This is a genomic window from Desulfarculus baarsii DSM 2075, assembly GCF_000143965.1.
Taxonomy (GTDB): domain Bacteria; phylum Desulfobacterota; class Desulfarculia; order Desulfarculales; family Desulfarculaceae; genus Desulfarculus; species Desulfarculus baarsii.
In genome coordinates this window covers 2,727,834-2,741,682 of record NC_014365.1, presented here as the reverse complement: position 1 = coordinate 2,741,682, position 13,849 = coordinate 2,727,834, and the positions used below count along the sequence as shown (strand labels likewise).

General features: G+C 66.1%; 9 protein-coding genes and 1 riboswitch. Of the genes, 5 read left to right on the top strand and 4 right to left on the bottom strand.

Going from position 1 to position 13,849, the window contains the following annotated elements:
- Nucleotides 1–131: 131 nt before the first annotated feature.
- From DEBA_RS17230 to DEBA_RS12380, 3 genes are read left to right on the top strand one after another with little or no spacing between them, the layout of a single operon-like run.
- Complete coding sequence (locus DEBA_RS17230; RefSeq protein ID WP_013259279.1) at nucleotides 132–1,349, top strand: STAS domain-containing protein; 1,218 nt, start codon at nucleotides 132–134, stop codon at nucleotides 1,347–1,349.
- Nucleotides 1,350–1,353: 4 nt separating this feature from the next.
- Nucleotides 1,354–4,194, top strand: coding sequence for an ABC transporter substrate binding protein (locus DEBA_RS17845; protein WP_013259278.1), 2,841 nt, complete (start codon nucleotides 1,354–1,356; stop codon nucleotides 4,192–4,194).
- Nucleotides 4,191–5,003, top strand: a complete 813-nt coding sequence (locus DEBA_RS12380; RefSeq protein WP_013259277.1) for an ABC transporter ATP-binding protein — start codon at nucleotides 4,191–4,193, stop codon at nucleotides 5,001–5,003. The genes DEBA_RS17845 and DEBA_RS12380 overlap by 4 nt, the downstream gene beginning before the upstream one ends.
- Before the next feature lie 88 nt (nucleotides 5,004–5,091).
- On the opposite strand, the gene DEBA_RS12375 is transcribed toward DEBA_RS12380, so the two are convergent.
- On the bottom strand, nucleotides 5,092–6,756 hold the full coding sequence (locus DEBA_RS12375) for an alkaline phosphatase (RefSeq protein ID WP_013259276.1): 1,665 nt from the start codon (nucleotides 6,754–6,756) through the stop codon (nucleotides 5,092–5,094).
- Nucleotides 6,757–6,933: 177 nt separating this feature from the next.
- A riboswitch (cobalamin riboswitch) is annotated at nucleotides 6,934–7,125 on the top strand.
- A gap of 177 nt (nucleotides 7,126–7,302) precedes the next feature.
- On the opposite strand from DEBA_RS12375, the gene DEBA_RS12370 reads away from it, so the two are divergent.
- Together DEBA_RS12370 and DEBA_RS12365 are read left to right on the top strand one after the other, a co-directional pair.
- Complete coding sequence (locus DEBA_RS12370; protein WP_013259275.1) at nucleotides 7,303–9,282, top strand: TonB-dependent receptor plug domain-containing protein; 1,980 nt, start codon at nucleotides 7,303–7,305, stop codon at nucleotides 9,280–9,282.
- Nucleotides 9,283–9,575: 293 nt separating this feature from the next.
- Nucleotides 9,576–10,412 (top strand): hypothetical protein, encoded by an 837-nt coding sequence (locus tag DEBA_RS12365; RefSeq protein ID WP_013259274.1) that lies wholly within the window; start codon nucleotides 9,576–9,578, stop codon nucleotides 10,410–10,412.
- Between the two features lie 22 nt (nucleotides 10,413–10,434).
- On the opposite strand, the gene DEBA_RS12360 is transcribed toward DEBA_RS12365, so the two are convergent.
- Genes DEBA_RS12360 through DEBA_RS12350 form a run of 3 tightly spaced genes read right to left on the bottom strand, consistent with a single transcriptional unit; the run spans nucleotide 10,435 to nucleotide 13,847 of the window.
- Nucleotides 10,435–11,754: an ABC transporter ATP-binding protein gene (locus DEBA_RS12360; RefSeq protein WP_013259273.1), complete on the bottom strand. Its 1,320-nt coding sequence runs from the start codon at nucleotides 11,752–11,754 to the stop codon at nucleotides 10,435–10,437.
- A complete protein-coding gene (locus DEBA_RS12355) occupies nucleotides 11,751–12,776 on the bottom strand; it encodes a FecCD family ABC transporter permease (RefSeq protein WP_013259272.1) in 1,026 nt (341 codons plus the stop codon). Before DEBA_RS12355 ends, DEBA_RS12360 begins: the two co-directional genes overlap by 4 nt.
- A gap of 3 nt (nucleotides 12,777–12,779) precedes the next feature.
- Nucleotides 12,780–13,847: an ABC transporter substrate-binding protein gene (locus DEBA_RS12350; protein WP_013259271.1), complete on the bottom strand. Its 1,068-nt coding sequence runs from the start codon at nucleotides 13,845–13,847 to the stop codon at nucleotides 12,780–12,782.
- Between the last annotated feature and the right edge of the window lie 2 nt (nucleotides 13,848–13,849).

The following is a 13,849-nucleotide window of genomic DNA, read 5'->3' as shown; positions in this document are numbered from 1 at the left end:
CTTGCGGGTCGGCCGCCGGCGTGGGGGCCGGCTTTTTTGGTGATTTGTTTGTCAAAGATCGACGGGATGGCGTAAATTGAGCCATCCCCGTGCGGGCGGGCGTTTGCGACAACATCGACCAGGAGTCAGCGATGCTGGAGATCACCGCCGTTGAGTTGGCCGGCCTGCCCGGTTGTCGCCTGAGCGGCCGCCTGGATGGCCTCACCGTGGCTCAGGCCCAGGCCGGCCTGGACGACCTGGTGGCCGCCGGTCGGCGAACCATCGTTATGGATCTGGATCCGCTGACCTACGTCAGCAGCGCGGGCTTGCGCGTTTTTCTCATGACTCAGAAGCTCTTGGCCAAGGTCGGCGGCCGGCTGATCATCTTCCGGCCGGCCACGGCCGTGTTGCAGGTTTTTCAGCTTTCGGGCCTGCTGAAGCTTTTCGACGTGGCGGACACGGACGAGGAGTTGGAGCGCCTCTGCCGGCCGGAGCCGGCCGCCCCGGCCTGCCGCCAGATCCAACACGATGGCGTGGCCTTCAGTTTGATCGAGCGCTCGGCGCCGCCGGCGGCGTTGGTTTCCCATGGCTCCCAAGACAAGCAGGGCCGCGCCGCCTACGACCGCCAAGACGTGGTCGCCGTGCCGGCCGACGGCATGACCATGGCCGCCGGGCTGGGGGCCTTTGGCGAAACATACGACGAGTACAAGCAATTCTTTGGCGAGTCGTTGGTGATCAACGGCAGCTTTTTTTATCAGCCGGCCGTGCCCAGGGCCGGGGCCGACTGCATCCTCAATTTGGACGCCGCGGCCACGGTCAGCTACAATTTCCTGCACGCCTTCGCTTTTCGGGGCGACTACGCGGCGGTCTGCGCCTTCGAGGGCCACGACGGCCCGGTGGAGTTGGAGCGCCTGATGGCCGCGTTGACCAAGCTCTGCCCGGCCCCGGCCCTGGGCGTGGTCTTGCTGGCCGAGAGCAAGGGCCTGTGGGGCATGAGCCTGCAAAAGGCGCCGATCATCGACAATCAGCCGCCCGACGGGGCCGAGATCTTCAGCCCCGAGCTGTTCGCCCAGTGGATGAACTTCCCGGTGGAGCCGGCCGATTTCGGTCACATCGTGGCCGGGGTGGGTCTGGCCGTGGCCGGGCGGGCGGTCGCGCCGGCGCGCCTGCGGCCCTGGCTGCCGGCCGACGCCGATTTTCATCTGCACGCGGCGGTTTTTGACAAGGGCCCGCTGGACAAGCGCCCCGAGCGCTTCGCGGACGAACTGGCGCGGGTGGTGGCCGAACTGGAGCCACGCAAGGTCCAGCACTTGTTGGGCCGCAGCCGCCTGACCGGTGGCCTGGCCGGCCTGGTGGCCCTGGAGGTCTGAAGCCATGGAGCTGTGGGTCGGGGCGGTGGTCCTGGGTTTTCTTTACGCCTTCATGTCCATGGGCGTGTTCATCACCTTCCGCGTCTACAATTTTCCAGATATCACCGTCGACGGCAGTTTCACCACCGGCGCGGCGACCTGCGCGGCGCTGATCGTCGCCGGCCTGCATCCGGCCCTGGCCCTGCTGGGCGCTTTGGCCGTGGGCATGGCGGCGGGCGCGGCCACGGGGTTGATCCACACCCGGCTGGGCGTCAACGGCCTGCTGTCGGGCATTCTGGTCATGACCGGGCTCTATTCGGTCAACCTGCACATCATGGGCCGCTCCAACATCCCGCTGCTGCAGCACGCCACCCTGATGAGCGGGCTGGAGGGCCTCAACCCCGGCCTGCCGTCGGAGGTCTGGCTGATCCTGCACCTGTCGCTGATCATGGCCGGCTTTTGGCTGCTGACGACGGCGTTTTTCAAAAGCGACCTGGGCATGGCCATGCGGGCCACCGGCGACAACGCCGTGATGGCCGCGGCCAACGGCGTGGGCGTCAACCGGCTCACGGTCTTCGGGCTGGCCGTGGCCAACGGCTTGGTGGGCGTTTCGGGCGGCTTGGTGGCCCAATATCAGGGCTTCGCCGACGTGACCATGGGCGTGGGCACGATCGTCGTCGGCCTGGCTTCGGTGATCATCGGCGAGTCGCTGCTGCGCGTCAAGTCGCTCTATGGCCAGGTGCTCGGCGCGATCGTGGGCTCGGTGGTATTCCGCCTGATGATCGCCGTGGCCCTCTACCTTGGCCTAAATCCCATCGACCTGAAAATCCTCACCGCCGCTTTCGTGTTGCTGACGCTGGTGCTTTCGCGCCTGACCGAGGGCGGCCGGCTCCGGCTGCCCAGTCTGCCGGCGCTGTCGCGGCTGGGCAAACGACGGGCCCTCGGCCTGGCCGCGCTGGTGGCGGCGCTCGGGCTTGGCTGGTGGTCGGGCCTGGCCGAACGCGCTCCGTCGCCGGCGCTGGGCCAGGGCAAGCCGCTGGTGGCGGTGCTGCAACTGACCGACAACGGCCTGCTGAACATCACCCGCGAAAGCATGCTGGCCGAGCTTGGCCGCCTGGGCTACGTGGACGGCCAAAACTGCCGTCTGCGGGTGGACAACGCCCACGGCGACATGGCCACGGTCAGCCTGATTTTGGACAAATTTCTCCAAGACGACGCCGCGGTGGTGGTGACCATCTCCACCGGCGCGACCCAGGCCGCCCTGAAAAAGATCAAGGACCGTCCGCTGATCTTCGCCACCGTGGCCAATCCTTTCGTCATCCACGCCGGCCAATCCGAGACCGACCATCTGCCCAACGTCACCGGCGTCTACGGCTGGGCGCCCATGGACAAGACCATGGCCATGGTCCGGCGCATCTTCGCGGGGCGGCTGCGCATCGGCGCGGTGTGGGATCCCAGCCAGGCCAACGCCGTCTTCAACGTCAAGGTGCTACGAAGCGCCGTGGCCGCCACGCCCGAGGTCAGCTTCATCGGGGCCACCGTGTCCGGCAGCGACGATGTTTACCAGGCCGTGTCGTCGCTGGAGGAAAAGGGCATCGACGTTTTTGTGCTGCCCACCGACAACATCGTCTATTCGGCCTTTGACGCCGTGGTGTCGGCGGCCAAGGACACGCCCATCGTCATCAGCGACGTCGAGCGCCTGGGCGACGGCGCGCTGATGGCCCTGGGTTACGACTACGCCAGCAGCGGTCAGCAGGCCGCCCGCCTGGTCCAACGCGTCCTGGAAGGCGAAAACCCAAAAAACATCCCCTTCGAACGCTACACCCGCCTGGCCATCGGCTTCGATCTGGACGTGGCGCGGCGGCTGAAAATCGACATCCCCCCGGAACTGCTGGCCCAGGCCACGGTGGTGCTGGACAAATCCAAGGATCAAACGGCCGCCTCGGCCGCGCCGGCGGCCAAACCCAAGCGGCTGGCCATTTTCTGGTTCGCCGACATCCCGGTGCTATTGGAATCGGTGCGGGGCGTGCAGGACGAACTGGCCGAAAGCGGCGTCTTGCGGGAGCGCAACATCGAGGTGAGCCTGCAGAGTGGCCAGGGCGACTTCCCCCTGGCCCAGTCCGTCGCCCAGAACATAGCGCGGCAAGACTTCGACTACGTCATCACCGTCAGCACCCAGGCCTTGCAACTGATGGCCAACTTCAACAAGACCATCCCCCACGTCTTCGGCACGGTCACCGACCCCTACCTGGCCGGCGTGGCCAAAAGCCCCAAGGAGCACCAGCCCAACCTCACCGGCCTGGCCACCTTCCAGCCCATCGAGGCCCTGTTCAAGACGGCGCGCCAGGCCTTCCCCAACGCGCGGCGCATCGGCCTGGCCTGGAACCCCGGCGAGGCTTCGTCGGAGGCCTGCACCTTGCTGGCCCGCCGGGTGGCGCCAAAATACGGCTTCGAGCTGGTGGAGACCAACGTCTTCTCCACCGCCGACGTGCAGGAGGCCGTCAACGGCCTGCTGCAGCAGGGCATCGACCTGTTTTTCACCTCCGGCGACAACGTCATGATGGCGACTCTGGAGACGGTGGCCCACATGCTGCGGGATAAACGAGTGCCCCTGATCACCAACGTCTGCTCGGACGTCGAGCGCGGGGCCATGCTTTCGGTGGGCGCGGCCTACTATTACGTGGGCCGGGCCACGGCCCGCCTGGCCATGCGGGTTTTCGCCGGCGAAAACCCCAAGGACATCCCCATCGAGGATTATGTCCACGAAAGCATCTTTATCAATGAGCCCCTGGCCAAGGAGTTCGGCCTGACCTGGCCGGAGGAGGTCGTGCGGGCCGCCGACAACGTCAAGAAGGTGGAGCGATGATCGTCATCAAGGGCCTGAGCAAGACCTTCAACGCCGGCTCGGTCAACGAGGTCCGCGCCTTGCGGGGCGTGGATTTGGCGGTGAGCGCCGGCCAGTTCGTGACCATCATCGGCACCAACGGCTCGGGCAAGTCGACCTTGCTCAACGCCGTGGCCGGCGCTTTCCGGCCCGACGCCGGCACGATCGCCATCGATGGCCACGACGTGACCAGCCAGAAAGACTTTCAGCGGGCCAAATACGTCTCGCGAGTGTTCCAGAATCCGTTCTCGGGCACCGTGCCCAACATGAGCATCGCCGAGAACATGCACATGGCCTCCTTGCGCGGCCGGTCCGCCACGCTCCGGCTGGGGCTCAACCGCCGTCGCCGCGCCCAATACCGCGAAAGGGTGGCCGCCCTGGAAATGGGCCTGGAAGACCGCCTGGACAGCCCCATCGGCACGCTTTCCGGCGGCCAGCGCCAGGCCCTGACCCTGCTGATGGCGGTCATGACTCCGCCCAAGGTGCTTCTGCTCGACGAACACACCGCCGCCCTCGATCCCAAATCGGCCGCCCAGGTGATCAAACTCACCGAGCAGTTCGTCGGCCAGGGCCGGCTCACCGCCATGATGGTCACCCACAGCATGCGCCAGGCCCTGGAGCTTGGCCACCGCACGATCATGATGCATCGCGGCCAGGTCATCGAGGATATCCCCATGGCCATGAAAAAGCGCTTGGGCGTCGACGACCTGCTGGACCGCTTCGACGCCCTGCGCCGCGCCGAGCAGCTCACCGACGACCTGCTCGACGACCTGCGGCGGGCCTATCTCTGAAAGGGAAGCTTCGCGGTCGCGGAAAAAAGCAAGGCCCGTCGCGGCGGAAGCGCCACGGCGGGCCTTTTTGCGCCCGACCGACGGCGGGTCAGTCTTGCCGCGCCGGAGGGGCCATGATCAACGTGGCGGCTTTTTGGGGCAGATACCACTTGCCCGTATCCTCGACGCGCACGACCACGCCCTCCAAAATCAGCTCCTCGCCGTCTAGGCGCAGGATGTTGCCGCCGGCCTCCAACTGGGCCAGCCGGCCATTGATACGCGCCTCCAGCAGCCAGCCGCGCGGCGTGAGACGCTCGGCAAGCGTGGCCCAGGTCAGGGCCGTGGCCGCCTCGGCGAACAGGCGCTGGTCGAGCTGACGCAGGTCGGCGCCCATGGCCCTGGCCACGGCGTGGGCCACTTCGGGCTCGTCGAGCAGGCCCGTGGGCCGGCCCGGCCCAAAGGCGAACAAAGGCACGTCTCCGCCGGTGTGGCCGTGGGTGCTCCAACCGATGACCGTGCGCGTGGCGCTGAGCACGCGGCCCACGCCGTATTGTGGCAGCTTGGGATAGGCGGCGGCGATGGCCATGATTTGCCGGGCCTCGTCGTCGCTCAGGTCCATGCCCCACCACTTCTTGATCAACGCGCGCAAGGCTTGCTTGTTGGGGCGATCGCCCATGGCGTTCCAGATGGCCATGGTCGACAGGCGCATCTGGGCGATGGGCGCTAGCAGGGCCTCCAGCTTGGTGGATGTGTAGGTGTTGTCGGTGGAGCGGTTGCCGATGCTCATGCCGCCGGTGTTGTGGTCGCTGACGGCGACAACCAGGGTTTGGCCGTCCTTTTTGGCGAAATCCAAGGCGATTTGCACGGCCTGGTCATAGGCCAGCAGGTCGCCGACCAGGTGGCCGGGGTCGTTGTTGTGGCAGGCCCAGTCGACCAGGCTGGCCTCGACCATCAAAAAGAAGCCGCGTTCGTTTTGAGACAGAATCTCGATGGCCTTGGCGGTCATTTGGGCCAGCGATGGTTGTGCGGGGGCCAGGTGGGGCCGGTCGCGCTCGGGGGCCATGAAGTCGTCGGCGAACAGGCCGGCCACGGGGCCTTTTTTGACGCGCGCCAGTTCGTCGCGGTCGCGGGGCAGTTGATAGCCCTTTTGGGCCAGCAGGGCCAGTAGATCCAGGCCGTCGGTCCGTTTGCCGCCGGCGTTTTTGGGCAAAAAGAAATGCCGGCCGCCGCCCATGATCACCTCCGGGGCGGCGTGGACCATTTGCTTGGCGATTTCGGGCTCCAGCTTGCGCCTGGGCACGTGAGCGATGAAGTCGGCCGGGGTTGCGTCGGTGATGGTGGCGGTGGCCACCAGGCCGGTGGACTTGCCCATGAGCCGGGCCGCCTCCAGCACGCTGGCCCGAGGCCGCAGCGCCTCGGGGCCGGGGTCGGGCTGACCGGGCAGCAGGCCCTTGGCCTTGGGCGAAAGGCCCACGATCTTGTTGCCGGTGCGCGTGCCGGTGGCCAGGGCCGTGCCGGCCGGGGCCGAATCGGCGATGACCGAATCGGCGATGTGGGTGCGGATGGCCCCGGTGAGGATGTGGTCGAAGGCCAGCGGCGCGCCCTTGACCCAACGGGCCAGGGCGTATTGCTCGGCCCCGCAGCCGTCGGGGATGAGCATGATCACGTTCTTGGCCGCCGGCGCGGCGACGGCCGCCGTGGCCGCCAGGGCCAGGATCAGCAGCGCGGCGGCCAGCGGGCCCGCCCAGCGCCGACGCATGATTGCAACAAGCACGGAAACCTCCTTGGCCGTCCGACGATGTCCTTGCCGACAAGGATGCCGTGGCCAGTTTAATTCCCGGTGGCGAGGCTGTGAACTTTATTCGTGGGCGCGGCGAAAATTTCACACAACTGGCGCGCGCTGGCCAAACAAGCGTTGACAGCGGGTGGGAATGGGTTTAGCGTACTTCCGTTTGACATAATCTTGGCGGATGCCCGTTTGGGCTCAATAGGGAAGCCGGTGCGAATCCGGCGCGGTCCCGCCGCTGTAACCGGTGACGAAAGTCGCAAGCAAAGCCACTGCCGCCCGCCATAGGGCGATGGGAAGGCGCGACGACTAGGACGATCCGGGAGCCAGAAGACCTGTCCGTCAAGAACCCTGGCGCGCACGTGGAAATGTGCGAGGGGTGGTTTGGAGCTAAGAAACTGGGTGCGCTCCGAGGCCACGACTGTGTGACCTCGGAGCGTTTTTTGTTTTTTTGGCGGCCAATGCCATGCCGGCACACGTGCGCCCAGACTCGACACGCAAACGGGAAAGGGAAAGTTGGGAAAGGAGCAACGTGTGAGAAGGACAGCGAAACTTTTGGCAGCGGCCCTGATGGCCCTGACGGCGGCGGCCGCGCCGGCGGCAGCCGCGCAAGGCCCTGGCGAGGACCAGGAAAAGCAGAAAAAACAAGAGGCGGTGCTGAGCGAGTCGATCAACGTCACGGCCAAGCGCTACAAGGCCGAGGAGTTGGACACCGGCGCGTTCACCACGGTCCTCACCGAGGAGGACATCGCCAAGCAGGGTGGCCTGGACGCCTTTGACCTGCTGCAGCGCAACGGCGGCGTGAGTTTTTCGGCGTCTTTGCCCGGCGGCATCACCCAGGGCGGCATGAACGGCGAGATCGGCGTGCGCGGCATCAACGGCGGCGAGCAGGTCATGCTAAACGGCGTCTCGATCATCGAGCCCACCGCCGAGGCCTACGACCTGGACCAGATCCCGGCCGCCTTCCTCGAGCGCGTGGAGATGGTCAAGGGCGCCTCCTCGACGCTCTATGGCTCGCGGGCCATGACCGGCGTGATCAACATGCGCACCAAGCGCCCCGGCAACCCCGCCACCGGCGGCCAGCTTTTGGGCGGCAGCAACGGCTACGCCGACGGCAACGCCTGGTATCGCAACGAGTTGGTCTTTTTGGGGGCCAGCTATGTGCGTTTCGACGACCTCAGCCGCGTCAAGGCCAACTACAGCAAGACCAGCCCCTACAACACCAACCTCTTCGGCCCGCAAAAGTACGCGGCCCTGGCCTCGGTGCAGCCCCTGGAGCCGTTGACGCTCAACTACATGTTCAACTACACCGACGCCGGCTATCAGGCCGACTATTACAAAAAGACCACCAGCAGCTACAAGGTCGACGAGGTGGTTTACCACCATTATCTGTCGGCCATCTACGAGCAAGAGAGTTGGCAGGCCACGGCCTTTTTCAACTACAACCACATGAAGCTCGACTATGACTATTATGGCGACGCCAAAAAGCCGGGCAAGGAAAACAACAAGGACAGCTTCACCACCGGCGTCGACGCCCAGGGCTCGGCCGACGTGTTGGACTCCAAATTGCTCTACGGCGGCACCTATCTCTTCGAGCAGCAGGACGAAACCCGCCAGGACGTCATGGGCTCCAGCAAGGCCGGCTACTATATCAAGGAAGCCGTGCTCGATCACACCCGGCACCAGCCGTCGGTTTTCGTCCAGATCGAAAAGACCTTCTGGGACAGACTGATCCTCACCCCCGGCGTGCGTGGCCAGGGCGTGATCAACACCGAGGAGGGCCAGGACAACTACTTCGAGCCCGTGCCCCAGGTCCAGGCCGTGTTCAAGGCCAACGAGTATAACTCGGTCTTCGCCAACGTGGGCCGGGCCTTCCGCATGCCCACCTTCAACCAGCTCTACGCCACCACCAACACCTTCGTGGGCAACAAAGACCTGGAGCCCGAATACGGCTGGAGCTACGAGGTGGGCTGGAAGTTCGATTGTGGCCGTTTCAGCGGCGTGATCAGCGCCTTCCTGATGGACTACACCGACAAGATCCGCTACGTCTACAACGAGCCCGACGATCTCTACTACGCCAAAAACATGGACGAATACCGCACCACCGGCGTGGAGTGGCGTTTTGCCTGGCAGGCCACCGAGACCATCGAACTGGCCCTGGGCGGCTACGGCGCCGACCCCTGGGAGGAAGAGGACGGCTTGGTCGAACAGGCCGGCCCCAAGTGGCAGGTCGCGCCCGGCGTCTATTATGACAACGGCGTGCTGAGCCTGGGCCTCAACGCCGAGGTGCTCCTGGCCCGCGAGCGCGGCCTCGACGACTACGTCAACCTGCACCTGACCGGTTCCTACGCCCTGACCAAGTGGCTCAAGTTGCAGGTGCGCGCCGACAACCTGCTCGACCGCGATCAGGCCGTCTACGGCAACATGACCCCCGGCTATTCGGGCCAATACGAGGTTTTGGACCCTGGTCTGTGGCTCTACGGCGGCTTTGTCATCGACATGAACCTGCTCTAACGGGCGGCCTTTCTAGAGTCCGCTGAAACGGGGGGCCGGGCCGCCACGTGGCCCGTGAAACAAAAGACGCGCGCCTTCCTCGGCCACGAGACCGGGGGAGGCGCGCCTTTTAGCGTGGCGGCTGGCGAAAACGATGGTCCGTGGCGCGGCCGCGCCAGCAAATCGATTGACAGAAAGCCGGGCCCTGGCTACGATCTCAATGCAAACTGGTGTTTATTGGTGGTTTTTTGGCTCGCGCGCCATGGTTGGCCCGCCCGCCAGCGACGGAGCATTTTTAGTGGGAGAGACGGAAAATGCGTAAAGTCATGTTGACTGTCATCGCCGCGGCTTGTCTGGCCGTGGCGGGGTTGGCCTCCGGCGCGGCCGCCGACGAACTGGGCAACCCCGTCAAGCTCACGCCCAAAGGCCAGTTCAGCCTTGGCGTGTCGGTAAACTATGTTTTCGAGCAGAAAAACAAAGACTACGACCTCAACCGCAAATACGGAGACGGGACCAGCGATATCGGCCACAAGGAGGGCAAGTTCAAGGACGATCAGTTTTATCTGCTGAGCCTGACCTACGGCCTGACCGATTGGCTGGGCGTCTTTGCCCAGGCCGGCGTGGTGCGCGGCGGCAAGAGTTCCGACAAGGACAAGATTAATGGCGCCAACTGGGAATCGTCCCTCGACGATCAGTTCGTGTGGGGCGTGGGGGCCAAGGCCCGGGCTTTCAAGCTCGACAACGGCCTGACCCTGGACCTGGCGGCCCGCTACCTGCGCTACGATAACCGCAAGGTCGACGACTACACCGAGACCAACAGCGGGACCAAGGCCGACGCCTATTGGTGGGTCGACGAGGAGACCGACTATTGGCAGGTCGACCTCAACGCCGTGGTTTCGCGCAGTTGGGGCCCGGTGACGCCCTATGTGGGCATCGGCTACAGCCACTCCGAGGCCGATATGACCGGCCGCTGGCGCGATAAAGAATACATCGGCGAATACATCGACTACGAAGCCACCATCAAAAACGATCAGCCTTTCGCGGCCCTGTGTGGCGTCGACGTCGCCCTGGGCCAGGGCCTGGCCCTCTATGCCCAGGGCTCTTTCGTGGCTCGCACCGCGTTGAGCGTGGGCCTGTCCTGGTCGTTCTGAGTTTTTGGGCCAAGGGCCCGCGTCACGCCTGGGCGCGGGCCCTTGGCTCGTCTTCGCCGCCGCCGGCCAAGGCTCGTTGGCCCGTGGCGTCGCTTTTCGCCTCCGCATCCTCCGCGCCGCGGTGGGCGCGCCGCGCCAACTTGCCCGCCAGATCCAGTTCGTCCACGCACCAGATCACGCCTTGGGCGGCCTGGCCCAGCAGGGCCCGGGCCTCCTCGGGCGGTCGCAAGCTGAAAACGGGCTTGCCCCCCTCGGCGGCTTGGCGCAAAAGCGCGGCGTTGGCCTGGTTGATCTGGCCCACCGCGAAGCCGCTGTCGACCACGGCCCAGGCCTGATCGATAAGTTGACGGCAGGCCTCTTGCTTGGCGGCGCTGGGTGCGGCAAAGGGCGGGGCCATGACCACCCGCGCGCCCAGGGCCTGGGCCAGGTGGCCGTCGATGTCGCCTTGGTGGGCCACGCCGCAGCACAGGGCGTAATCGCGCTTGTGCAACAGCTTGAGCGCCCCGGCGGCCGCGCCGCCGCCGGGAAAGACGAACAGCGGCCCGCGCCGGCCGCCCGCGCCCAGCTCGATGACGCCCAGCCGGCTGTCGTAGCGGGGGCCGTCCAGGTCGTAGAGCCCGCTGACCGCCGCGCCGCTGAGCACGCGTTCCGGCGGGCCGTGGTCGATGACCGCGCCGTTTTTGATCAGCGCCACCTGGTCGGCCACGCGGGCGGCCATGTCCACCTCGTGCATGGAGGCGATAACGGCCACGCCCATGGTCCGGCAGAGGCGACGCAGGATCGTCGTCACCTCCAGGCGGTGCTTGAGGTCCAGGTGCACGGTGGGCTCGTCGAGCAAGATCAGCCTTGGTTGCTGGGCCAGGGCCCGGGCCAGGACGATCTTTTGCTTTTCGCCGTCGCTGAGGCGCTCGAAGCGGCGCGCGGCCAGGTGCGTGGCCCCGACCATCTCCAGGGCTTGGTCGACGATGCGGCGGTCTTGGGCGTTCAGCCGGCCAAAAAAGCCGGTAAAGGGATGGCGACCCAGGGCGGCCACTTCCCAAGCGCCGAGCAGCCCCGGCGTCAGGCGGTCGGTGAGCACCACGGCCTGGATGCGCGCCAATTTGTCCATGGGCATGGCCCAGAGGTTTTGGCCGGCCAGGCTGGCCGCGCCGGCCAGCGGCGGCAACAGCCGGGCCAGGGTGCGCAGCAGCGTCGTCTTGCCCGCGCCGTTGGGGCCCAGCAGGGCCAAAAAGCGGCCGGACTCCAGGCTCAGGTTCACGCCCGCGAGCACCGGCGTCTGGCCGTGGCCCACCGACAGATTCTCCAGGCGCAGGATGGTTTGGTTGTTGGCGGGATGGTTCATCGGTTGGCCTTGTTTTTCAGCAGCAGCGCCAAAACCACCGGCGCGCCGAAAAAAGACGTGATGCTGCTCAGCGGGGCCTCCACCGGCGCGAAAAGACCGCGCGCCAGGATATCGCAGGCCCCGCAGACCACCGCGCCCATCAAGGCGGCGGTGGGGATCAGCAGGCGGTTATCGGATGTGCCCAGGGCCAGGCGGGCCATGTGCGGCACGGCCAGGCCCACGAAGGCCACCGGCCCGGCCGTGGCCGTCACCACAGCCGACAGCCCGCACGAACACAGCACGATCATCAGCCGAAAGCGCCGTATGTTGACGCCCATGGTCGCGGCGTAGTTTTCGCCCAGCAAAAATGCGTTTAGCTGCTTGCTCATGCCATAGGTCAAAAGCGAGAGGATCGCCCCGGCCCCGGCCATCAGGCCCAGCTCCTGCCAGGTGTAGCCGCTGAAGCTGCCCAACTGCCACAGGTTGAAGCCCTTGAGGCGCTCAGCCTCGGCGAAGGTGATCATCAGGCTGGTGGCCGCGCTGGAAAGATAGCCGATCATGATGCCGGTGATCAGAAGCGTCACCCCGCCCGAGACCCGCGAGGCCACGGCCAGCACCAGGCCCATGGCCGCCAGCGAACCGACAAAGGCGGCCAGCGGCGTCAGATAGGGCAGGGCCCCGGCAAAACCCACCGTCAGCGAGGTCAGCATCACCAGCGAGACCAGAAGCGTCGCCCCCGATGAGATGCCCAGCACGAACGGCCCCACGATGGGGTTGCGAAAATAGACCTGCAACAGCAGGCCGCTGACCGCCAGGAACCCGCCGCCCAACATGGCCGCCAGGGCCCGGGGCAGGCGGATGTTCCACAAAATAAAGCCCAGCGCCTCGTCGGACGGGCCGACGCGTAGCGCCCGCCAGACCTCGCCGGCGCTGCTGTCAACGCTGCCGTTGCTCAGGCTCAACCAGAACACCGCCGCCAACGCCGCGCCCAACCAGGGCAAGACGACCCCGGCCCGGCTTTTGCCGCCATCGAGTGCCTTCATGAGCTATTTCTCCGGCATTTCCATGAAAAATTTCAGCTCGTGACCGGGGTAGAGCTCCGGGTGGATGATCGCCGCCAGATCGATGAGCACCTCGTCCAGGCGGTGGGACGACTGGCGATAGTGATCCAGCGGGCAATAGACCCGCCCCGCTCTCAGCGGTCGGATGCCGGCGATGGATTGGTTGGCCTTGGCCATCTGGGCCTTGGTGGCCATGCCCAGGGCCGGGCCGCGGTAGGTGATCATCACGTCGGCCTGGTTGCCGCTGGCGTAGAAGCGCTCCAGGGCGATCTCCAGGCAGGTGTCGCCGGCCACGTCCATGAACAGATAGTCGCCGCCGGCCGCCTCGACGATCTGGGCCGCCCACGAGTTGCCCGGCTCCACCAGCACCCGCTTGGAATAGATGTCGCCCCAGATGATCTTGGGCTTGCTCTCGGTCTGGCGGGTTTTGGCCTTGATCGTCTCCAGGGCCGCGTAGACCCGGGCCACGTACTCGTCGGCCTGGCGCTGGCGGTCAAACAGCGGGGCCAAAAGCTCCACGAAGCGGATCTGGGTGTCCAGGTCGCGGGCCAGCTCGGTGTTGGTGATCACCGTGGGCACGCCCAGCTCGGCCAACATGGGAATCAGCGATTCATCCCAGGTGAAAAACACGTCGGGCTTGGCCTTGGAGAGCTGTTCGTAATCCAGGGCGTGATTTTGGCCCAAGCTGACGATGGAGCCATCGGCCAGGCCTTTTTTGATCTGGGGGATCGTCCAGTCGTCGGGCCCGCCGCTGACGGCCACCACCGTGTCGATGACGCCCAGGGTGATCAGTAGCGAGGCGTCGCGGCCCGAATCCATGGCCATGCGCCGCACGGGGATGGGCACCACGTTGGCCGGGTCGGCCTGGGGCGGCGCTGGGCGGCCGCGAGGCACCAGAAAGATCTCGCGGCCCACGCCGTCGGTGATCTGATAGCAGCCGTCGTCCAGCGCGCGCAGGCCGAACTGGCCGATGGCCTTGAATTCGTCGGCCACGGCCGGGCCGACCGGGGCCAGGGCCAGGATGAACAAGATGAGCAGGGTAGCGCGTCGCATGG